The organism is Pseudomonas sp. SDO55104_S430, from assembly GCF_054070595.1.
Genome location: NZ_JBSVXG010000007.1, coordinates 1 through 20,487, shown reverse-complemented (window position 1 = coordinate 20,487; position 20,487 = coordinate 1). Strand labels below are relative to the sequence as shown.

Genomic DNA, 20,487 nt, shown 5'->3' with positions numbered 1-20,487 from the left:
TAAAACGGCGCTGATGAACGTTCCACGTGGAACACATCAGCGCCGTCTTTCTATTCCCCACCTACGTTAGACTCGCGACTCGGCCAAACAGAAGGGATCGGGAGTTCTATGCATTTTTACCTGCGCCTGCCGGCATTGCTGATGGCGCTTGCATTGCTGGGCGGTTGCGAGCGCAAAGACGCACCACCGCTGGACCAGCAACTCTACGTTTGGCAGCGGCAATGGACGGCAAACCATGACGCGGCACTGAACGAGAGCCGTGCCGATTTTTCGACCTTGCGCGTGTTGGCCTTGCAGGCTTTTCCCAAGGTGGGCTGGACGCGGGCGCGGATTGATCCGGCTCTGCTCAAGCAGGATGGTCGCCCGCTGATCGCGGTGATTCGCCTCGATGGACAACTCCCTGCGCTGGATCAACAAGACATCACCACGCAGATTTTGCAGTTGATCAACGATTGGCAAGGGCAGGGCCTGAACCTTGCCGGCGTGGAAATCGACCACGATGCAGGCAGCGCCCGGCTGCCGGCCTACCGCGAATTTTTGACGCACTTGCGCGCGTCGCTCCCCACCTCGATGCCACTGAGCATCACCGCATTGCCAGCGTGGCTCGACAGTCCGGAATTGCCCGCGGTGTTATCAACAGTCGATAGCAGTGTGCTGCAGGTTCATGCGGTGAACGATCCGCGTCGTGGTCTGTTCGATCCGGATCAGGCCCGTCGATGGGCAAAGGCCTGGAGCCGCATCACGGTGAAACCTTTCTATCTGGCTCTGCCGGCCTACGGCGTCGCGCTGTTGCCGAGCGTCAATGGTGCGCCTGTTGTGGAAAGCGAAGTCAGCCTCGAAATCGATGGTAAACGTCGAGAGCTGATGGCTGATCCTCAACAACTCAGCCAGCTCGCCAGCGAGTTGCGCACGGATCCTCCGTCTCATCTTGCCGGCCTGATCTGGTTTCGCCTGCCACTGGCCAACGACCGCCGTGCCTGGAGTCTGACCACATTGCGCGCCGTGGCCCGTGGTGACGCGCTGCAAAGCCAACTCAAGGTGAACCTGTCTTCGCAACAAGGACTCTATGACATCGGTCTGCGCAACGAGGGCAACATGGACAACGCCTGGCCCGAACGCCTCACATTAAAAGTGCGCGATTGCGAAGGCGCCGATGCGCTGGCCGGTTATACATTGCAACAAGATGCGGATCTGCTTACCTTCACCCGCCAGCGCGAAGGTCGGATTGGCGCCGGCGGACAGCGCGCTATCGGCTGGGCGCGCTGCGCAAACATAGATCAAGGAGAGTCGAATGTTCACCCGTAACTGGTCCCGCCAATTGCTGTGCCTGAGCCTGAGTCTGCCACTGGGTTCGGCGTTGGCGTGCGGCCCCGACTTTCCGATGCGCTTGCTCGACAACCGCAATCAGTCGTTGGCGGAATTGCCCGAGGGCAACTTCCGGTTCGAGATCAATCGGCTGGGCCAGGCGATCAGCGGACTGAAAGAAGTCGCCGAAGTGACCTATGGCCTGGAAGCGGCTGACTATGTCGAACAACGCAGCCAGGCCGAGGAAGAAGGTCTGAGCGCGGAACAGCAGGCGTCGGTCAAACAGTTGCGCACATTGATGGATGCACATCAGGTCGAGGTTCAGGGAGAAAGTCTGCCTGCCGAGCTGCGGTTGTATCTGGCCGGCGCTGTGGCCTTTGCTGCCGGTGACCACAGGCTGGCGGCGGAGTATTTCCACAAGGTTCTGGATTTGCCGGCGGACCAGCGCACGTTGCGCAGCACCTGGGCCGCTTACTCGCTGGGCCGGGCGTTGTTCGCCATGAGTACGCAAGCAGGGGCGGGGCCAGACCTGCTCGCGCAATCGCGCAAGGCTTTCGAGCAAGCCCGGCAACTGAGCGCCGACGGATTCAGTGATCCGTTGGGCCTGGGTGTCGCCAGCCTCGGTGAAGAGGCGCGAGTGGCCCGCACCGCAGGTGACTGGAACAGCGCCATCGAACTGTATGCCACGCAAAACCGCTACGGCTCGACGGTGGGCTACACCTCGTTGAAGCTGTTGATGGCGGATCTGGCAGCCATGTCTGAGGATCAATTGGCCGAGTTGCTCAAGGGCAAACCCGTACAGCAGTTGGTGACCGCCGGTTTGATCAGTCGCCTGGGCTGGTCGTTCGGCGATCAACCGCCGGGCGAACAAAAGCTCATCAAGCTCCTGCAAAACAGCACCCGAGGAAGTCTCGATAATGCCGATCGCCTGGCGGCGATGAATTATCAACAGGGCGATTACGCCAGTGCCAAGGCGTTCCTCGAACACGCCGGTGATGGTGGGCTGGCCTGGTGGTTGCGCGCCAAACTGGCAGTACGCGACGGCGACAAGAATGCCGCGGCCGCCGCGTATGCAAAGGCGGCCCAGGCTTTTCCGCAGAACGAATCCTGGGGTGAACGACGCACGCCGGACTGGGCGTTCGAAACCTTGCAGCCCAAGTGCCGTGTCGATGGCGAAAGCGCGATTCTTGCGCTGCAACGCGGGGATTATCTGCAGGCGTTCGATCAGCTTTATCGCAGCCAGGACATCTACTGGTTCGATGCCGCTACCGTTGCCGAGCGGGTGCTGACCACCGACGAACTCAAACATTACGTCGACACTCAGGTGCCTGCGCCGCCAGCGCTGACCCAGCAGGATCGCGACAACTATGTGCCGCTGCCGGTCGCCGCGAAACTGCGCAACCTGCTCGGGCGGCGTTTGTTGCGCGAGGAACGTTACGAAGAAGCGCCCGCGTATTTCGACAATGCCGATTTGCAGGCCAAGGCCAAGTGGTATGGAGAACTGCGTCAGGACGCCGAATCCAAATGGTGGCCGAGCAAGCGGGCGTCCGCTTATTACCAGGCCGGGTATCTGGCTCGCTTCAACGGCATGGAGTTGCTGGGCTACGAGATGGCGCCGGACTTTGCGACCTTCGAAGGCAACTACAGCCTGGAAACCACCGAGTTGAAAGTCGGGCCTTTCATCGCCGAGGGGGAAGTGCAGCGACAGAACGCCAGCGTGGCAAAACCGGATGAGCGCTTTCATTACCGCTACGTCGCCACAGCGCTGGCGAACAAGGCTGCGGATCATTTGCCCCACAGCAGTCAGGCGTTTGCGGCGGTGCTGTGCAAGGCGTCGATGTGGGGGACCAGTCTTCAGGAGCAAAGCGCGTTCTATCGGCGCTACGTCGAGAACGGTCCTTATGTCGTATGGGCCGGTGATTTCGGTCATCAGTGCCAGGATCCTAAATTCCAGGATGCCGACAAGCGCTATGTGACCGAGCCGATCGATGCGGCGCGCTCGGCGCTGCGACCCTACAAGAGACCTTTGCAGATCGGTGGTGGGCTGGCGGTGGTCGCAGCGGCGCTGTTGTTCATCAATCGCCGCCGCAAGTCCCGGTAGGGCTCACGCCTGTTGAAAAAGGCTCAGTCGCACGGCGAAGCCGATCAACAGGCTGCCGAATAACCACTGCTGCACACGTTGTGCCGATGGACTGCGTTGCAGCCATCGGCCAAGGGCGACACCGGCCAGAGCGTAAGCGCTGTCGAACAGCAAACCCACCGCTACCAGCACGATACCCAGCACCGCGAATTGCCCTAATACCGGTCCCGCCTGTGGATCGATGAATTGTGGCAACAGCACCGAGCAGAACAGCAGGGCTTTGGGGTTGAGCAGGTTGGTGAGCAAACCGCGTTGTACCGCCTGCCGGTAGCGCGGTTTTTCTTTGACTGTGTCTGCGTTATCCAGGCTTGGCAGCAGGGACGTGCGCAGGCACTGAATGCCGATCCATAACAGGTAAGCCGCACCAGCCAGACGCACCACATCGAAAGTCCAGGGCGCCGCCTTGAACAGCGCCGCCAGTCCCAAGGCCGCCAGTGCGACATGGCAACCCCGGGCAATCGCCAAACCTGCGGCAGTGGCCAGTGCCGCGCCTTTACCTTGCCGGGCACCGGTCTGCAGCAGCAGGATCATGTCCGGCCCCGGCAGCAGATAAACCACCGCCAGCGCCATGAAAAACAGCCACAGACCCGCCATGTCGCACCCCATTCGTTGTCGATTCGGTAGAGGCAGTCTATGCCGCAAGGGTAGGGCAGGTGCTTGCGTAGTTCGCTTCTAATGGGTTGTGGATTGGCATAACCTGCTACGTAATCCACATAAAACCATCAGGATCTGCCAAACCATGAAACTCGACGCTTTTGATCGCAAGATTCTCGCCGCGCTGCAACGTGACGGACGCCTGAGCAACGTGCAATTGGCTGACGAGATCGGTCTGTCCGCCTCTCCCTGTTTGCGTCGCGTGCGGATGCTGGAAGAGGCGGGCGTGATTCGAGGTTATCAGGCCAATCTGGATCGCGATGAAGTGGGGCTGGGTTTGACGGTGTTCGTCGGAGTGAAGGTCGAGCGCCATAACGATGAACAGGCCGAAGCCTTTCGCCAGGCTGTGACGGCATTGCCCGAGGTGATTTCGGCGTTCCTGGTATCGGGAGAATCGGATTTCCTGTTGCAGGTCGTGGTGCCGGATCTGCGAGCCTATGACCGGTTTCTGACCGGAAGCCTGCTCAAGTTGCCGGGGGTGAGCGATATCCGCAGCAATTTTGCGATCCATACGGTGAAGGCGCCGGGGGTGCTGCCGCTGGAGCATTTGCCGATTTAGATCGCGTCGCCTGCATTCACGAGCAAGCCCGCTCCCACCTTTGATTTGCGTCGATCACACATCCAATGTGGGAGCGGGCTTGCTCGCGAATACGGCAGATAAATCACCATCATTTGGAGAAGGGGAAAACGCACCTCCTATCGCCACCTCTTCATTTTTCGTTGAATCACGTTTTTCGTTCGCAGCTTCAGCAACGCGACAGCTTTGCCGTCTTTAGATAGTCCGAACGTGAACGGTCCGGGCGCTGGGGTGGTATGCAAGTCGATCTCGAAGTGGAGGGAACGCAGGTAGCTGAGCTACCGCGTTTTCAGCAGGCGGTTTTTCAAGGGCGTCGATTGCGTCAGCTGCTGATCGGCTGCGGTGTGATGGTGGCCATGGGGCTGGTGGTGGGTTTCTTTGTCGGGCTGTTTGCGCCGCAATCCCTTTGGCCTGCGTTGCTGTTCAATCAAAGCGCCGCGCTGCTGGCGGTTGGGGCTGCCCTGCAATCAGCCAGGTTTGTCAGCCAGTGGCGGGCGCGGGCGATGAATCCTGTTGAGCCTGTACTCGACCCACAGGAGACCGACGAACCCGTGGGTTGGTACGAGCAACTGCTGGACCGCCTGGGGCAGCGATGGATTCACCTGCTCAGGCAGATCGGTGCACCGACGTTGTGGCTCGGCGGCTGGGCCTTGCTGGCGCTGGCAAGCGTCGAGCAGGTCTGGAACCTCGGCTTGCCGCCCGCGGCAACGGGCCTGTCGGCTGCTGTCGGCGCGGCGTTCGCGCTGCTGCTGGCGTTCGCGTTGCTGGTGCTGGAACGTCACCTGGCTCAGGAAAACCCCGCGCAATGGCCTGAAGCCGGCGCCCTGGCGCAGATGGTCCGCGTGGCGATCATCAGCCTGGTGCTGGGCGCATTGTGTCTGCTGTTCGCCAGCGAATCCGCTATCTGGCCGGTACGTCTTGCGGTTCTGATCGGCCTGTTGCCGGGCCTGGTCGCCGCCGAATTGTTGTTGCGCGCGGTACTGTCGTTGTTCAGTCCCCGTCGTGAGCTATTGGAACCGACATTGCTGGCGCGCAGTTTTGTCGCCGACATGCTGCGTTGGCCGCCCCAGCCGTTGCTGGCGTTGCAGCACGAATTGCACAACCGCTTCGGCATCGACCTGCGACAGATCTGGGCCTTCACCTACATGCGCCGCGCTTTTTTTCCGGTGATGAGCGTGGTGGCTGTGGTCGGTTGGTCCCTGACGGGCATTCACGAAATCCCGCTGCAAGGGCGGGGCATCTACGAGCGTTTCGGCAAACCGGTCATGGTCTTCGGTCCTGGTCTGCACGCCGGTTTGCCCTGGCCGCTGGGCCGGGTGCTGAGTGTCGAAAACGGTGTGGTCCACGAACTGGCCACCAGCGTGGGCGAAACAACGGCGCCGGTGATGGCCGAACCTGCGGAAGGTCCGGCGCCGATCACGGCCAATCGCTTGTGGGACGCAAGCCATGTGAACGACAAATCCCAGGTGATCGCGAGCAGTCGTGGCGAGCAGCAGAGTTTTCAGATCGTCAACATGGATGTGCGTTTCGTCTATCGCATCGGCCTGAGCGATCAGGCTGCACTGGCGGCCACCTACAACAGTGCAGATGTGCCGACGCTGATTCGCAGCACCGCCAGTCGCGTTCTGGTCCACGACTTTGCTTCGCGCACCTTGGACGGTTTGCTCGGTGAAGACCGGGTAGGGCTCGCCCAGGAGATCGGCCGCGCGGTGCAGGCCGATCTGGAGAAGCTCGACAGCGGTGTGGAAATCCTCGCTACGGTCGTCGAGGCGATTCATCCACCGGCCGGCGCCGCCAATGCCTATCACGGTGTTCAAGCTGCACAGATCGGAGCCCAGGCGTTGATCGCCCGCGAACGTGGCGCCGCCGCCGAAGCCACCAATCAGGCGCAATTGCAGGCCAGCATCGCCCGCGATCAGGCCGCGGCCAGCGCGCGTGAAATCAATGCTGGTGCGCAGACCGCCGACCTTAAGTTCAGCGCCGAACAAAAAGCCTACGCCAATGCGGGCCAGGCCTTCGTGCTGGAGCAGTACCTCAGCCAACTCTCCCAGGGACTGGCCAACGCCAAACTGCTGGTACTCGATCACCGTCTGGGCGGCAGCAGCAATGCGCCGACCATCGACCTGCGAAATTTCACGTTGCCGGCTGACCCAGCATCGTCGCGTAAAACCGCTCAGCCAGGAGCCTCCAATTGAGCCAGTCGCACAGTTCAGATCACGGCCACGATCACGACGACCACAGTGGTCATGATCACGGCCACGGTGGACATCACCACCATCACGGTCACCACCATCATCACGGCGACCCGCAAGAGGCCGGTCCCTTCCCTTGGCGACGCATGGGTTGGGCCGCGTTGCTGGTGGCATTCGCCGTCTCCGCTGCCAGCCTGGTACAGGTGAGATCGGGGGAGGCGACGGTGATCACGCGTTTCGGTAACCCGTCGCGGGTGTTGCTCGAGCCCGGTCTGGGCTGGCGCTGGCCGGCACCCTTTGAAGCGGCGATTCCGGTCGATCTGCGCCTGCGAACCACCTCCAGTGGCTTGCAGGATGTCGGTACCCGGGACGGTCTGCGCATTATCGTTCAGGCTTATGTGGCCTGGCAGGTTCAGGGTGATGCGGACAACGTGCAGCGCTTCATGCGCGCCGTGCAGAACCAGCCGGATGAAGCGGCGCGGCAGATTCGCACCTTCGTCGGCTCGGCGCTGGAAACCACGGCCAGCAGTTTCGACCTGGCCAATCTGGTCAACACCGATGCCAGTCAGGTACGCATCGCCGACTTCGAAGCGCAGCTTCGCCAGCAGATCGATCAACAGTTGCTGACCACCTATGGCGTGCGTGTGTTGCAAGTGGGCGTCGAGCGTCTGACCCTGCCCTCAGTGACCCTCACCGCAACGGTGGACCGCATGCGCGCGGAGCGTGAAACCATCGCCACCGAACGCACCGCCATTGGCAAACGAGAAGCGGCGCAAATCCGTTCAGCCGCCGAGCGTGATGCCCGAATCGTGCAAGCCGATGCCACAGTGAAAGCGGCGGACATCGAAGCGCAATCCCGGGTGGAAGCGGCGCAGATTTACGGTCGCGCCTACGCCAGTTCGCCTCAGCTTTATAACTTGCTGCGCGCCCTCGATACCCTGGGCACGGTGGTCACGCCGGGCGCCAAATTGATTCTGCGTACCGACGCCGCGCCGTTCCGCGTTCTGGTGGATGGCCCGCCGAGCCTCGACAACAAGTCCGGATCGCAACCATGAGTAGCGTTCCACGTGGAACACATGAGTTGAGCAGCCCCTGGATTCAGGCCGGACGTCTGGCGTTTTTTGCCTTGTACGCCGTGACGGCGTTGGCCGCCTTGGCATGGGCCTTCTCCAATGTAAGGCAGATCGATCCACAGGATCGCGCGGTGGTCCTGCACTTTGGTGCGCTCGATCGCATCCAGAATGCCGGCCTGCTGTTGGCGTGGCCGCGACCCTTCGAGCAGGTCATCTTGCTGCCTGCGGCGGATCGGGTGATCGAGCGTCGAGTGGACAATCTGCTGCGCAGCGATGCGGCATTACAAGCCGATCGCGCCGCCAGTTTCGCCACCCCGATCAGCGATGCGCTGGCGGGCTCCGGGTATCTGCTGACAGGTGACGCGGGTGTGGTTCAACTCGATGTGCGGGTCTTCTACAAAGTCACCGATCCCTATGCATTCGTGTTGCAGGGTGAACACGTGCTGCCGGCACTGGATCGGCTCGTCACCCGTAGCACCGTGGCTCTGACGGCAGCGCGGGATCTGGACACCATCCTCGTGGCACGCCCGGAGCTGATCGGATCGGACAATCAGGCGGCGCAAAGGCGTGAGCGTTTGCGTGGCGATTTGGTGCGAGGCATCAACCAGCGTCTTGCCGAGTTGTCGGCGACGGGGCAGGGGCTGGGCATCGAAGTGGCGCGGGTGGATGTGCAATCGAGTTTGCCCGGCCCTGCGGTGAACGCTTTCAACGCGGTCCTGACGGCCAGTCAGCAAGCGGACAAGGCGGTGGCCAACGCGCGAACGGAGGCCGAGAAACTCACCCAGTCTGCCAACGAGCAAGCGGATCGCACGCTGCAAGTCGCCCATGCCCAAGCCAGTGAACGATTGGCCAAAGCCTCCGCCGACACTGCCACCGTGCTGAGCCTGGCGAAGGCTCAGCAGCAGGGCACCGACCCGCAGATGTTGCTGCGAATCTACCGCGAGCGGATGCCGAAAATTCTCGGTCAGGCAGGCTCGGTCACCACTGTCGATCCCAAAGACGATTCCCGCCTGATCATTCAGGGAGCTGCACAATGACTGCGCAAACCGCCGCTGCACCGAGCCTGTTGTCCTCGGCCGAACAACGCAGCGCCGCTCGTCAACTGACCTTGGCCATGCTGGCACTGGGGCTGCTCGCACTTGGTCTGATCTGGCGCTGGCTGGCGCCCGAGCAGAACGGCGTTAGCCAGTTGCTGCTGGGTTTTGCCTCCGTGCTGGTGGCCGTGCCGGTGATGCGTTCGGCGTGGTTCAGCCTGCGTTATCCAAGCCTGCATGGCATCACCGATCAACTGATTGCGCTGGCCATGCTGGGTGCCTGGGCGACCGGCGATCTGCTGACCGCAGCGTTGCTGCCGATCATCATGATCTTCGGCCACGTGCTGGAGGAGCGCAGTGTCATCGGCTCCCAGGAAGCCATTCACGCGCTCGGCAAATTGACCCGCAGCCACGCGCGCAAGGTTAAGGCCGATGGCTCCATCTTTGAAGTCGACAACGGCACGTTGAAGGCTGGCGATCGGGTGGAAGTGCGTGCCGGCGATCGGGTGCCGGCCGATGGCTTGGTGCTGTCCGGCCAGGCGAGTCTGGACACCGCCTCCATCACCGGCGAATCGGTGCCGGTGGAGGCGCACGCGGGGACGACGGTGTTCGGTGGGGCGATCAATCTCGATGGCGTTTTGCACATCGAGGTAACCCGCACCGGGCGCGAATCGACCCTCGGTAAAGTCATCGCCCTGATGCAGAACGCCGAGCGCTCCAAGCCACCGATCACCCGTTTGCTGGAACGATATGCCGGCAGCTACATGGTGCTCGTGCTGTTGCTGGCCGCAGTGACCTGGTTCATCACCAACAACGCCCAGGCGATGCTGGCGGTGCTGGTGGCGGCCTGTCCTTGCGCATTGGTGTTGTCGGCGCCGGCCACGGCAATCGCCGGGGTGGCGGTGGCCGCGCGCCACGGGATCCTGATCCGCAGCTCGGCGTTCCTCGAAGAGCTGGCTGACCTCACATCTCTGGTGGTCGACAAGACCGGCACGCTGACCTACGGCACCTTGCGCCTGCAATCTATCGACAGCCCACTGAAAGACCACGGGCCAGTGCTCAGGCTCGCCGCCAGCCTCGGTTCGGCCAGCAGTCATCCGGTCAGCCGGGCGCTCGCTGGGCTGGCGACTCCGCAGCAGTTTCTGCCGCTGACGGATATTCACGAGCGCCAAGGTCTCGGTGTGGTGGCTAAGACCCCGCAAGGTGAGGCGGCGCTTGGACGGCCCGAGCTGTTCAGCCAATTGAAGATTGCGACCTCGGCGATTCCCGAACACGACGGCCCGATTGCCGGGCTGGCGCTCAATGGCGAATTCCTCGCCTGGCTGTTGCTGGCCGACAGCGTGAAACCCGAAGCCCGATTTGCTCTGAACGAGCTGCGCGAGCTTGGCCTGGGCCGGCAACTGTTGCTCACCGGTGACCGGCACAGCGTGGCGCACACGCTGGCGCGGGAGGTGGCGATCAGCGATGTCGAGGCCCAGGCGTTGCCCGAAGACAAACTAAACCGCGTGCTGAAAGAAATCGGTAACGGTTTTCGGCCTATGGTGGTGGGGGATGGCATCAACGATTCGCTGGCCCTCAAGGCTGGTGTGGTCGGTGTGGCGATGGGAGCAGGCGGCGCGGACATTGCCCTGGCATCGGCTGACGTCGTGCTGATCGGCAGTGATCTGCGCCGTCTCGGCACCTGCGTGCGCTTGAGCCGCCAGTGCCGGAAAACCCTGCAGGTCAACGTGATCATCGGTCTGGGATGGACCCTGGCCATCGTTGCTTTCGCCGCGTTCGGCTGGCTTGGTGCGGCCGGGGCGATGATCGCCGCGGTGCTGCATAACCTCAGCACGCTGCTGGTGCTGGGCAACGCCGGCCGCTTGCTGCGTTTTCAGGAGCCGCTGCTCAAGCTTAACGACGAGTCTTGAATGAAGAAAAATTTACCGAACTGTTAATAACGCCCGTAGTCATCTACCGTAAGAGTGATCATTTTTGTGAGTTCACGCGGGTCCAACGGTAGCGCCAGACCCATAGAAATGCGCTATTAATTCGATAGGGAGCTATTTTTCAAGGATGGTCTAACCTCTCAGCAGACGTCTGAACCCAGGGGGATATTCCATGCTCGCGCAACTTCCACCGGCCTTACAGAATCTGCAGCTTCCGCTTCGCCTGCGACTCTGGGACGGCCACGAGTTCAATTTGGGGCCCACGCCCAGCGTTACGATAGTGGTGAAGGATCCCAGGATGGTGACCGAGTTCACCCATCCAAGCCTGGACTCGCTGGGAGCTGCATTTGTCGAAGGCAAGCTCGAGCTGGAAGGCTCCATCAGTGACGTGATCCGCGTCTGTGATGAGCTCAGCCAGGCACTGCTGGATGAGGACGATGGTACGGACACCATTCGTACCGCCCATGACAAGGCTACCGACGCCGCAGCGATTTCCTATCACTACGACCTTTCCAACGATTTCTATCAGCTGTGGCTCGACAGCGACATGGCCTATTCCTGTGCGTATTTCGAGACCGGCAGCGAAAGCCTCGAACAAGCCCAGCAAGCCAAGTTTCGCCATCTGTGTCGCAAATTGCGCCTGCAGCCGGGTGAGTACCTGCTGGATGTGGGTTGCGGTTGGGGCGGATTGGCACGGTATGCGGCCCGTGAGTTTGGCGCGAAAGTATTCGGTATTACTCTGAGCAAGGAGCAACTGGCCCTGGCCCGCGAGCGGGTCAAAAAAGAAGGCCTGGAAGATCTGGTCGAATTGCAGCTGCTCGATTACCGCGATCTGCCTCAGGACGGACGTTTCGATAAAGTGGTCAGCGTGGGTATGTTCGAGCATGTCGGCCACGCCAACCTGCAGGAGTACTGCAACATTCTGTTCGGTGCGGTGAAAGAGGGCGGCCTGGTTATGAACCACGGGATCACCGCCAAGCACACCGATGGTCGCCCGGTGGGGCGAGGCGCCGGTGAATTCATCGAGAAGTACGTGTTCCCCAACGGCGAACTGCCGCATCTGTCAATGATCTCCGCCAGTATCAGCGAAGCGGGGCTAGAGATTGTCGACGTCGAGAGCCTGCGCCTCCATTACGCACGCACCCTGGATCACTGGAGCGAACGTCTGGAAGACAACCTGGAAGCGGCTGCCAAAATGGTGCCGGAACAGGCGTTGCGCATCTGGCGGCTGTATCTGGCCGGTTGCGCGTACGCGTTCGCCAAGGGCTGGATCAACCTGCACCAGATTCTGGCGGTGAAGGCCCACGCCGATGGCAGCCATGAACTGCCATGGTCTCGGGACGACATCTATAACCCTTAGGTCGCGTTAGAGAATGGGCGAGATAAGCCGGGCGATCCGCATGCCGACCTGTTGCAGGCGGTGGGTCTCCCGGCTTTCTTCCTTGGCGATCTCGTGGGCCTGAGCGAAATCGTCGTTGAGCATCTGCTCCACCTTGGCGGCAAACCCGCTGTCGACGGTCAGCAACATCACCTCGAAATTCAACCGGAACGAGCGATTGTCCATGTTGGCACTGCCGATCGCGCTGATCTCATTGTCGATCAACACCACTTTCTGATGCAGGAAGCCGGGTTCGTAGCGGAACACCCGCACACCTGCTCGCACTGCTTCGAAGGCATAGAGGCTGGAGGCGGCGTAGACGATCCTGTGATCGGGGCGGGAGGGCAGCAGGATCCGCACATCCACCCCACGCAGCACGGCCAGGCGCAGGGCGGCGAATACCGCTTCGTCGGGGATGAAATACGGGCTGGTGATCCACACCCGTTCGGTGGCGGCGTGAATGGACTCGACGAAGAACAGCGAGCAGGTTTCATAGGGGTCTGCCGGGCCGCTGGCAAGCATTTGGCACAGCACGCCGTCGTCCGGATACACCTCCGGCAGGATCAGCGGCGGCAAGGAGCGGGCGGCCCAGAACCAGTCTTCGGCGAAGGATTCCTGCATGCTGGCGACCACCGGACCGCGGACCTGCACATGGGTATCGCGCCACGGCGCCAGAGGCGGTTTTTCACCCACGTATTCGTCGCCGACATTGTGTCCGCCCACGAAGCCGAGAATGCCGTCGACGACCACGATCTTGCGGTGATTGCGGAAGTTGACCTGGAAGCGGTTCAGCCAGCCGCTGCGTGTGGCGAAGGCTTTGACCTCGACGCCCCCATCGCGCAGCGCCTGGACATAACTGTGGGGCAGGGAGTGGCTGCCGATGCGGTCGTAGAGCAGGTGGATCGTCACGCCTTGGGCGGCTTTCTCCAGCAGGAGTTTTTGCAGGCGCTGGCCGAGGCGGTCATCGTGAATAATGAAGAACTGGACCAGCACCGCTTCCTTTGCCTGGCTGATGGCATTGAAGATCGCATCGAAAGTGGCGCGGCCATTGATCAGCAATTTCACTTCGTTATTGGCCAGGCACGGCATACGCCCAAGCTTCGGCATGGCCCGTAGCGACGCGTAGGCATTGGAGGCGCGGGCAGTGAGCGCTTCTTCCACCCAGGGCCGCCAGTTGAGCTCCGAGACGGCTTTGCGCATCTGTTCATTGGCCTGGCGACGAGCCTTGATGTAGCCGTCGAAGGTGCTGCGGCCGAACACCAGGTAGGGAATGAGCGTGAGGTAGGGCATGAAGATCAGTGACAGGGCCCAGGCGATCGAGCCCTGGGCGGTCCGAACGGTCAGCACGGCATGGATCGCCGCAATGGTCCCGAGCGTGTGCAGCAACGCGATGGTGTAACCGAAAATATGCGGTCCGAAATAATCCATGGGGCAGCCTTGCTCCTGAAGATTCAATGCGTAACAGACCATGTTCCGGGCAGAATGTCGCTATTTAATTGGCCCATGAACCGAAGCCCGTGGCCGGCGTCTAACGGCCACTACTGATCAGGAGTTACACGATGAACGTTCGTCTGCTGGGTTTGGCCATTACGCTGGGTTTGGCACTTCCTGTGGCTGCTCAGGCGCAGATGCTGCAGCCGGGGTTGTGGGAATTGACCACCAGCAACATGAAGGTCGATGACCAGAACCTGCCGGATCTGCAACTGATCCTGGGTCAGATACAGAGTCAGATGACCCCTGAACAGCGCGCACAACTGGAGAAGCAGGGCATCACCATGGGCGGCAAAGGCATTCGCGCCTGCCTGACGCCGGAACAGGTCAAGAGTGACGACATCCCGCTGACCGACCCGCAATCGGGCTGCACGCAGCAGATCACCGAGCGCACGGGCAACCAGTGGAAATTCCGCTTCAGCTGTCCGAAGGCGCAGGGTGCGGGTGTGGCGACGTTCCTCAGTGACCGTGAGTTCACCACCAAGGTCAACGGCACGTTCAATGCCACGGGGATTCAGCAGAAGGGTAGCCTTGAGAGCCGGGCGGTGTGGTTGGGGCAGGATTGCGGGACCGTTAAACCGCGGGCTTAAGAGCTTCGCGGGCAAGCCTCGCTCCTACAGGTTCAGCGTATCCGTGTAGGAGCGAGGCTTGCCCGCGAAGACGTCATCTCAGACACCACCAACCCCCGGCTGCCCCAGCCACTCACACACCGCCTCGACCTCCATCCTGCCCAGATCCTCCCCGCTACGACTGCGGACACTGACAAACCCGCCTTCCTTTTCCTTCTCTCCGACCACCACCAGATACGGCACCGTCTGACTGTGCTGACGGATCTTGTGATGGACCTTCTCGTTGCGCAGATCGGCCAGGGCACGCACGCCGCTGCGGCGCAGGCGTTCGGTAATTCTGTGGGCGTAGTGGGTCTGACGGTCGTCCATGCTGACCACCATCACGTGGGGTGGCAGACGCCATTGCTGCAGCTCCTGATGGCTAGACCAGCAAGTGCCATAGATGCGTTGTTGCAGGGTGCCGCTGGTGTGATCCAGGGCGAATGCCTGCAAGACACGGGTGGTGGGGACGTGTGGGCCCTTCGTCAGGTAATCCGTGTCGCCGAGGCGGTACAGGGATGGATCGTCGGCAGAGGGGAAGGAGGATTGGCGTCGGCGAATGGAATGATTGGTTGCCGACAGCGATTGCATGCGCCGCTCGATAGGCAGCAGATCTGTCGTGGTCAGAGGTCGCTCGACCGTGAACTCGCAATAGAACCCGTCCCCCAGTTCCGAACCGGTTCGCCATTGCGTATGGGTATGCAATTGCTTGACGGCCATCGCCAGCATCAGTGCGCAGGAGCGGCGCAGTATCTCCAGTCCATCGGGCTCCTGTGGTGTCACGATGGAGACCCGGGCATTGGCGTTAATCAGGTACCCGCAATCCACCAGCACGCCATCCACCCGACCTGCGACCGCCGCATTGGCCAGTCCCGAGCCAATGCTTGCCGCAATCTCATGCACGCTCAGCGGCTGATCGTATTCACGCAATGAACCATCTGGCAGGGTGATCTGGATCATGGTTATTGTTCTCTGCTTCGATCACATGCCCATAAACCTTAGAGGTATTTGGTAGCTGGTGTCATCTAGACGTTTGTCGGAACGCAGCCGGTAGCCATCATGAACCTATCTCGCGATTCCAGCGACTCTCAGCGACCGCGTCGTGGGCGTGGAGGCTTTCGGCGTGTACGACCCGAATGTGGAAACTGCTGATGCCCGGCGAGCGTTTCATGGCCTGATTCAAACGTCGCGCGGCGTCTTCGCAAAACATCAGGTTCTGGCCGTTGGCCAATGCGAAGGCCTGTTCATCCGCACGCTTCACAGCGGTTTGCACTGCGGTGCCGAAGGCCGCTTCGGCATCATTGATCAGCGGGATTAACGGCAGGTTATCCAGATAGTCGTCCAGGCGCAGATTCAAATGTGCGGTGCTGCGTTGACTGTGGGGCGTGGCGACGATGCCTTTGGGCGAGCCAAGCCAGGCCAGGACTTCGGCGTGATTCAGTGTTCGGTTGGGAAAATCCTCGGCGAATTGCCGTTGGATCAGCTGCCGGGACAAGGCCGCGGAGCAGGGGCACGTCGAGGAATAAGCGACCTCTATTTTTAGTTCCACGTGGAACATCGCGTTTTCCAAACGGGCTTCGACGCTCACGGGATAGGTTTTCCACCCTGACAGATCGCTGATCAGCGCCGGCCTTTTCAACAGTAATTGGCTGTGGATTTTCAGGAAGGCGCTGCTCGACAGACCCTCATGGCTGCTGAGGAATTGCTCCAGAAGTCGTCGCAGCAGAGCCGGCGAAAGGCTCTCGTGTTCAAGCATTTCCAGCGCCAGATAAATCCGCGACATGTGAATGCCCCGCGCTTCACCGTTATCAAGACTCACCCCCGCGTCGATTTTGGCGGGCAGACGCTCGCCGTCAAACAACACAGGAAGCGCAATGCCGCACATGCCAACCCATTCCAGAGGCAGGATTTGGTGTGTGGCTTGAGCGGCGATGTCCGGGAGAGTGAGTGCGTTCATGGCAGGTCCACAATGTAGGTCACTCAATGTAACACTATAACAATATGTAGTTACACTATAACATTGTGCGAGCCCGACATTTCGACCGGGAGCCTGTGAGGAACATCCAAATGCCTAATCGTTTGCCCGTTACGGTCCTGTCGGGCTTTCTTGGAGCAGGGAAAAGTACACTTCTTAATTACGTACTACGTAACCGTACTAACTTGCGTGTTGCTGTAATCGTCAATGATATGAGTGAAATCAACATCGACGGCACCGAGGTCCAGCGCGATGTCAGCCTCAACCGTGCTGAAGAGAAGCTGGTAGAGATGAGCAACGGCTGTATTTGCTGCACCTTGCGCGAAGATTTGCTGGAGGAAGTGAGCAACCTCGCGCGGGAAGGTCGCTTTGATTATCTGCTGATCGAATCCACCGGCATTTCCGAGCCGTTGCCGGTGGCGGAGACCTTCACCTTTCGTGATGAAAAGGGTCAGAGCCTCAGTGATATCGCCCGCCTGGACACGCTGGTTACAGTGGTGGACGGCCTGAATTTCCTGCCCGATTACCAGGCAGCGGAAAGCCTGGCGTCCCGGGGTGAAACCCTGGGCGAAGAGGATGAGCGCGCCATCACCGAACTGCTGATCGAGCAAATCGAATTCGCCGACGTCATCCTGATCAGCAAGATCGACATGATCGGCAGCCAGCAGCGAGAGGAGCTGATGGCGATCCTCGAACGACTCAATCCGCAGGCCGAGGTCATCCCCATGGTCATGGGCGAAGTGCCGCTGGAGAAGATCCTCAATACCGGTCGCTTCAACTTCGAGAAAGCCGCGCAGGCGCCGGGCTGGCTGCAGGAGCTACGCGGCGAACACGTACCGGAAACCCAGGAATACGGCATTGCCTCCCGCGCTTACCGTGCGCGCCGTCCCTTCCATCCGCAGCGCTTCTTCAACTTCATCGACGGCCCGTGGCTCAACGGCAATCTGCTGCGCTCCAAGGGATTCTTCTGGCTGGCGAGCAAACCCCAGCACGCCGGCAGCTGGTCCCAGGCCGGTGGGATGATGCGCCATGGGTATGCCGGGCGCTGGTGGCGTTTCGTGCCGAAGGAGCAGTGGCCACAGGACGAGGAAAGCACCGCAACCATCATGAATAACTGGACGGCCGACGCCGGTGATTGCCGCCAGGAACTGGTGTTCATCGGCCAGGACATCGATTTCGAACAGCTCACCGCCGAGCTGGACGATTGCCTGCTGACCGACGAGGAATTGGCGCTGGGGGCCGAGGCCTGGCGGTTGTTGCCGGATCCGTTCGGTCCCTGGTTCGATGAGGCGGCCTGAGGGACTCAGGGCTTGAGCCAGGTTCCCTGGCTCTGAGCTTCACAGAAGGGCTTGAGGTACGCCGCGTCCGTGGCGACGCCGTAATAGTGAATATCCTGCCGGTAAGGCATATTGGCGACTTGAGCGTTGCTGCACACACCGAACGCGCTGCTTGGGCACTGATCGACGTACTGCACCTCGACTTTCTGCCCGGCCAGGGTGGGCTGGCAGAAGCCGTCGGCGAACAGTTTTTCCGGAATGTTGCGGTTCTGCTGACAGACTTTCACGTCGAGCCGTTCCGCCTGGCTGTGGACCACGCAGGCCTGGGCCAGTGCTTCGCCGGACGCCAGCGTGAGCAACAACGACAATCCCATCCACCGCATCTTCACCTCCTCAGAATCCTTCAATCATGCTGCAGAACATCCCCACCCACGTCATCGCAGGTCCCTTGGGGGCCGGCAAGACCAGCCTGATCAGGCACCTGCTGGCGCAACGCCCGGACGGTGAGCGCTGGGCGGTGCTGATCAACGAATTCGGCCAGATAGGTATCGACGCAGCATTGCTCACCAGCGACGCCGATGGTATCGCACTGGGTGAAGTGGCCGGGGGCTGTTTGTGTTGCGTCAACGGCGCGCCGTTTCAGATCGGGCTTGGTCGGTTGCTGCGCAAGGCGCGGCCGGATCGGCTGTTTATCGAGCCGTCCGGGCTTGGGCATCCGGTGCAGTTGCTCCGGCAACTGAGTGAAAAACCGTGGAAAGGTGTACTAAACGTACTGCCAAGTGTACTGGTTTTGGATGCTCAGGCTCTCATTTCGGGCAAGTCGCTACCACAGGCGCAACAGGATGCGCTGGTCAGCGCTGGCCTGCTTTTGATGAACAAATCGGAAAACCTCAGCGAGGCAGATCGCCAGCACCTGATCAAACAGCTACCTGTACGGCCGGTGTACTGGACGCAGCAGGCGGCGATGCCATTGAGCCAGTTGCCCGGTCTGGCTGCTCAGGCTGTCGCGGGCGTGGATAACGTTGCGCTGCCCAAAGGCCTGGCGCAGTTGCCAGCGGTGTGGACCGATCCGACGCAGCCGATTTGCCTGAGTCAGGTGCAGGAGGGCGGCTGGAGCATTGGCTGGCGCTGGCATCCGAGCCAGCGGTTCGATACAGCGCGGGTTGCTCAATGGCTTTCCAGCCTTGCCTGGCGGCGGGCGAAGCTGGTTATCCACAGCGACGCGGAATGGCAGTCTGTGAATGCAGTGGATAACTCGGGGCTGGAATGGAAGGCCAGCGAGTGGCGGCAGGATTCACGAATCGAGCTGATTTTCAGTGAGCCGCAGGAGGTAGAAACATTGCAGAAAGGGTTGGACGACTGTCGGTTGGGGTGAAATCAAAAGATCGCTGGCAGCGATCTTTCAATTCAAGGGCGCCACTTGCTGTGTTCTTGCCGCCAATGGCTCAGTTCGACCACATTGGCGCTGTGCTTGACCACATCCACCACCGGCGGCGTATCGTCGAAAGGCATCGGGTAGGGCGCCAGTTCGATCTGTGCGCTGTGGGCGCCGAACTGGGTGATGGTGCCGTTATGACGGGTCTCGCCGGTCACGGTGAATTCGAAGTTGTATACGCGAGCCAGGCGCCGCTTGCCGCGTCCGTCCTTGATGAAGGCGATTTTTTTCAGCGCCACGTTGCCGTCCAGCAACTCCACTCCCAGGTTGCTGCAGTGCTGCTTGACCCGCTCCAGTGCGCGTTCGCGCAAACCGTGGTTGTGCCACAGCCAGGCGCCGGCAGTGGCGAACAGCATCAGCACGAAAATATTTCCAAGGGTCAACATCAACAGGGTGCTCCAACATGAGAGTGTCAGCTTAACTGCGTCGCCGGTCTGTCGTACAGGCTGCGTTTCGTCGCATACTGCCCCGCTCGAATTTCAATCGTTTTACGGAAACTCACCGCATGAAACGCACGCCCCATCTGCTCGCTATCCAGTCCCACGTGGTGTTCGGCCACGCTGGCAACAGTGCCGCGGTTTTCCCGATGCAGCGGGTCGGGGTCAATGTCTGGCCGCTGAACACAGTGCAGTTCTCCAACCACACCCAGTACGGGCAGTGGACAGGCGAGGTGCTGTCCCCGCAGCAGATCCCCGATCTGGTGGATGGCATCGCGGCGATCGGCGAGCTGGGCAACTGCGATGCGGTGTTGTCGGGTTATCTGGGCAGCGCCGCCCAAGGCCGCGCCATCCTGACAGGTGTGGCGCGCATCAAATCGATGAATCCCAAGGCACTGTATTTGTGCGACCCGGTGATGGGGCATCCGGAGAAAGGTTGCAGCGTGCCGGCGGAAGTCAGTGATTTCCTGCTCGAGGAGGCCGCCGCGGTAGCCGACTTCATGTGTCCGAATCAGCTGGAGCTCGACAGCTTTGCCGGGCGCAAGCCGCAGTCGCTGTTCGATTGCTTGGCCATGGCACGGGCGCTGTTGGCCCGTGGGCCGAAGGCGGTGGTGGTCAAACATCTGGATTATCCGGGGAAAAACCCGGAGTTCTTTGAGATGTTGCTGGTGACGGCCGAAGGCAGCTGGCATCTCCAGCGTCCGTTGCTGGCGTTTCCTCGGCAGCCGGTTGGCGTTGGGGATCTGACGTCCGGTTTGTTTCTGGCGCGGGTGCTGCTGGGTGACAGTCTGCTGGCGGCATTCGAGTTTGCCGCGTCGGCGGTGCATGAGGTGCTGCTGGAGACCCAGGCCTGCGCGAGCTATGAGCTGGAGCTGGTGCGTGCGCAGGACCGGATTGCTCATCCGCGAGTGCGGTTTGAGGCGACCTCGATCAGCCTTTAAAAGCTTCGCGGGCAAGCCTCGCTCCTACGGGATTGTGCATAC

General features: G+C 61.0%; 18 protein-coding genes. 12 read left to right on the top strand and 6 right to left on the bottom strand.

Annotated elements, in window-relative coordinates:
- Positions 1–108: 108 nt before the first annotated feature.
- Together ACW9JE_RS02270 and ACW9JE_RS02265 are read left to right on the top strand one after the other, a co-directional pair.
- Positions 109–1,305: a DUF3142 domain-containing protein gene (locus tag ACW9JE_RS02270; RefSeq protein WP_457431753.1), complete on the top strand. Its 1,197-nt coding sequence runs from the start codon at positions 109–111 to the stop codon at positions 1,303–1,305.
- Entirely contained in the window at positions 1,292–3,406 is a 2,115-nt protein-coding gene (locus ACW9JE_RS02265; RefSeq protein WP_457431752.1) for a hypothetical protein, read from the top strand. The genes ACW9JE_RS02270 and ACW9JE_RS02265 overlap by 14 nt, the downstream gene beginning before the upstream one ends.
- Positions 3,407–3,409: 3 nt before the next feature.
- Here ACW9JE_RS02265 and ACW9JE_RS02260 read toward each other — a convergent pair whose 3' ends face one another.
- The gene (locus ACW9JE_RS02260) at positions 3,410–4,039 is read right to left on the bottom strand and encodes a LysE family translocator (protein ID WP_457431751.1); all 630 of its coding nucleotides are present in this window, start codon (positions 4,037–4,039) and stop codon (positions 3,410–3,412) included.
- 145 nt (positions 4,040–4,184) lie between these two features.
- Here ACW9JE_RS02260 and ACW9JE_RS02255 point away from each other — a divergent pair, with 145 nt between their 5' ends.
- The 6 genes from ACW9JE_RS02255 to cfaB all read left to right on the top strand — a co-directional run bounded on the left by ACW9JE_RS02255 (position 4,185) and on the right by cfaB (position 12,263).
- Positions 4,185–4,658, top strand: coding sequence for an Lrp/AsnC family transcriptional regulator (locus ACW9JE_RS02255; protein ID WP_457431750.1), 474 nt, complete (start codon positions 4,185–4,187; stop codon positions 4,656–4,658).
- A gap of 254 nt (positions 4,659–4,912) precedes the next feature.
- On the top strand, positions 4,913–6,871 hold the full coding sequence (hflK, locus tag ACW9JE_RS02250) for a protease modulator HflK (protein ID WP_457431749.1): 1,959 nt from the start codon (positions 4,913–4,915) through the stop codon (positions 6,869–6,871).
- On the top strand, positions 6,868–7,923 hold the full coding sequence (gene hflC, locus ACW9JE_RS02245; protein WP_457431748.1) for a protease modulator HflC: 1,056 nt from the start codon (positions 6,868–6,870) through the stop codon (positions 7,921–7,923). The genes hflK (ACW9JE_RS02250) and hflC overlap by 4 nt, the downstream gene beginning before the upstream one ends.
- Positions 7,920–8,978, top strand: a complete 1,059-nt coding sequence (hflK, locus tag ACW9JE_RS02240) for a protease modulator HflK (protein WP_457431747.1) — start codon at positions 7,920–7,922, stop codon at positions 8,976–8,978. Before hflC ends, hflK (ACW9JE_RS02240) begins: the two co-directional genes overlap by 4 nt.
- Positions 8,975–10,885: a cation-translocating P-type ATPase gene (locus ACW9JE_RS02235; RefSeq protein ID WP_457431746.1), complete on the top strand. Its 1,911-nt coding sequence runs from the start codon at positions 8,975–8,977 to the stop codon at positions 10,883–10,885. The genes hflK (ACW9JE_RS02240) and ACW9JE_RS02235 overlap by 4 nt, the downstream gene beginning before the upstream one ends.
- Before the next feature lie 190 nt (positions 10,886–11,075).
- Entirely contained in the window at positions 11,076–12,263 is a 1,188-nt protein-coding gene (gene cfaB, locus ACW9JE_RS02230) for a C17 cyclopropane fatty acid synthase CfaB (protein ID WP_457431745.1), read from the top strand.
- Positions 12,264–12,269: 6 nt separating this feature from the next.
- Here cfaB and cls read toward each other — a convergent pair whose 3' ends face one another.
- Positions 12,270–13,709 (bottom strand): cardiolipin synthase, encoded by a 1,440-nt coding sequence (cls, locus tag ACW9JE_RS02225; protein ID WP_224533969.1) that lies wholly within the window; start codon positions 13,707–13,709, stop codon positions 12,270–12,272.
- Between the two features lie 131 nt (positions 13,710–13,840).
- Here cls and ACW9JE_RS02220 point away from each other — a divergent pair, with 131 nt between their 5' ends.
- Positions 13,841–14,362, top strand: coding sequence for a DUF3617 domain-containing protein (locus ACW9JE_RS02220; protein ID WP_224533971.1), 522 nt, complete (start codon positions 13,841–13,843; stop codon positions 14,360–14,362).
- Positions 14,363–14,440: 78 nt separating this feature from the next.
- On the opposite strand, the gene ACW9JE_RS02215 is transcribed toward ACW9JE_RS02220, so the two are convergent.
- Entirely contained in the window at positions 14,441–15,340 is a 900-nt protein-coding gene (locus ACW9JE_RS02215; protein ID WP_457431744.1) for a His/Gly/Thr/Pro-type tRNA ligase C-terminal domain-containing protein, read from the bottom strand.
- Positions 15,341–15,437: 97 nt separating this feature from the next.
- A complete protein-coding gene (folE2, locus tag ACW9JE_RS02210) occupies positions 15,438–16,337 on the bottom strand; it encodes a GTP cyclohydrolase FolE2 (RefSeq protein WP_457431743.1) in 900 nt (299 codons plus the stop codon).
- Positions 16,338–16,447: 110 nt separating this feature from the next.
- Here folE2 and zigA point away from each other — a divergent pair, with 110 nt between their 5' ends.
- Positions 16,448–17,653 carry a zinc metallochaperone GTPase ZigA gene (zigA, locus tag ACW9JE_RS02205; protein WP_457431742.1) on the top strand — a complete coding sequence of 402 codons (1,206 nt, stop codon included), beginning with the start codon at positions 16,448–16,450 and terminating at the stop codon, positions 17,651–17,653.
- A gap of 5 nt (positions 17,654–17,658) precedes the next feature.
- Here the strand turns inward: zigA and ACW9JE_RS02200 are convergent, their stop codons facing one another.
- Positions 17,659–18,015 carry an NADH:ubiquinone oxidoreductase gene (locus ACW9JE_RS02200; protein WP_457431741.1) on the bottom strand — a complete coding sequence of 119 codons (357 nt, stop codon included), beginning with the start codon at positions 18,013–18,015 and terminating at the stop codon, positions 17,659–17,661.
- A gap of 26 nt (positions 18,016–18,041) precedes the next feature.
- On the opposite strand from ACW9JE_RS02200, the gene ACW9JE_RS02195 reads away from it, so the two are divergent.
- Positions 18,042–19,007: a CobW family GTP-binding protein gene (locus ACW9JE_RS02195; RefSeq protein ID WP_457431740.1), complete on the top strand. Its 966-nt coding sequence runs from the start codon at positions 18,042–18,044 to the stop codon at positions 19,005–19,007.
- A gap of 32 nt (positions 19,008–19,039) precedes the next feature.
- On the opposite strand, the gene ACW9JE_RS02190 is transcribed toward ACW9JE_RS02195, so the two are convergent.
- The gene (locus tag ACW9JE_RS02190; RefSeq protein WP_457431739.1) at positions 19,040–19,453 is read right to left on the bottom strand and encodes a DUF3301 domain-containing protein; all 414 of its coding nucleotides are present in this window, start codon (positions 19,451–19,453) and stop codon (positions 19,040–19,042) included.
- Positions 19,454–19,572: 119 nt separating this feature from the next.
- Between ACW9JE_RS02190 and pdxY the strand changes: the two genes are divergently transcribed.
- A complete protein-coding gene (gene pdxY / locus ACW9JE_RS02185) occupies positions 19,573–20,445 on the top strand; it encodes a pyridoxal kinase PdxY (protein ID WP_457431738.1) in 873 nt (290 codons plus the stop codon).
- Positions 20,446–20,487 lie beyond the last annotated feature (42 nt).

Coding starts and splice junctions, on each gene's coding strand:
- ACW9JE_RS02270 (WP_457431753.1), top strand. CDS start 109: ATGCATTTTTACCTGCGCCTGCCGGCATTGCTGATGGCGCTTGCATTG.
- ACW9JE_RS02235 (WP_457431746.1), top strand. CDS start 8,975: ATGACTGCGCAAACCGCCGCTGCACCGAGCCTGTTGTCCTCGGCCGAA.
- hflK (WP_457431747.1), top strand. CDS start 7,920: ATGAGTAGCGTTCCACGTGGAACACATGAGTTGAGCAGCCCCTGGATT.
- ACW9JE_RS02260 (WP_457431751.1), bottom strand. CDS start 4,039: ATGGCGGGTCTGTGGCTGTTTTTCATGGCGCTGGCGGTGGTTTATCTG.
- ACW9JE_RS02255 (WP_457431750.1), top strand. CDS start 4,185: ATGAAACTCGACGCTTTTGATCGCAAGATTCTCGCCGCGCTGCAACGT.
- pdxY (WP_457431738.1), top strand. CDS start 19,573: ATGAAACGCACGCCCCATCTGCTCGCTATCCAGTCCCACGTGGTGTTC.
- hflK (WP_457431749.1), top strand. CDS start 4,913: ATGCAAGTCGATCTCGAAGTGGAGGGAACGCAGGTAGCTGAGCTACCG.
- ACW9JE_RS02265 (WP_457431752.1), top strand. CDS start 1,292: ATGTTCACCCGTAACTGGTCCCGCCAATTGCTGTGCCTGAGCCTGAGT.
- ACW9JE_RS02215 (WP_457431744.1), bottom strand. CDS start 15,340: ATGATCCAGATCACCCTGCCAGATGGTTCATTGCGTGAATACGATCAG.
- cls (WP_224533969.1), bottom strand. CDS start 13,709: ATGGATTATTTCGGACCGCATATTTTCGGTTACACCATCGCGTTGCTG.
- ACW9JE_RS02220 (WP_224533971.1), top strand. CDS start 13,841: ATGAACGTTCGTCTGCTGGGTTTGGCCATTACGCTGGGTTTGGCACTT.
- zigA (WP_457431742.1), top strand. CDS start 16,448: ATGCCTAATCGTTTGCCCGTTACGGTCCTGTCGGGCTTTCTTGGAGCA.
- folE2 (WP_457431743.1), bottom strand. CDS start 16,337: ATGAACGCACTCACTCTCCCGGACATCGCCGCTCAAGCCACACACCAA.
- ACW9JE_RS02200 (WP_457431741.1), bottom strand. CDS start 18,015: ATGCGGTGGATGGGATTGTCGTTGTTGCTCACGCTGGCGTCCGGCGAA.
- cfaB (WP_457431745.1), top strand. CDS start 11,076: ATGCTCGCGCAACTTCCACCGGCCTTACAGAATCTGCAGCTTCCGCTT.
- ACW9JE_RS02195 (WP_457431740.1), top strand. CDS start 18,042: ATGCTGCAGAACATCCCCACCCACGTCATCGCAGGTCCCTTGGGGGCC.
- ACW9JE_RS02190 (WP_457431739.1), bottom strand. CDS start 19,453: ATGTTGACCCTTGGAAATATTTTCGTGCTGATGCTGTTCGCCACTGCC.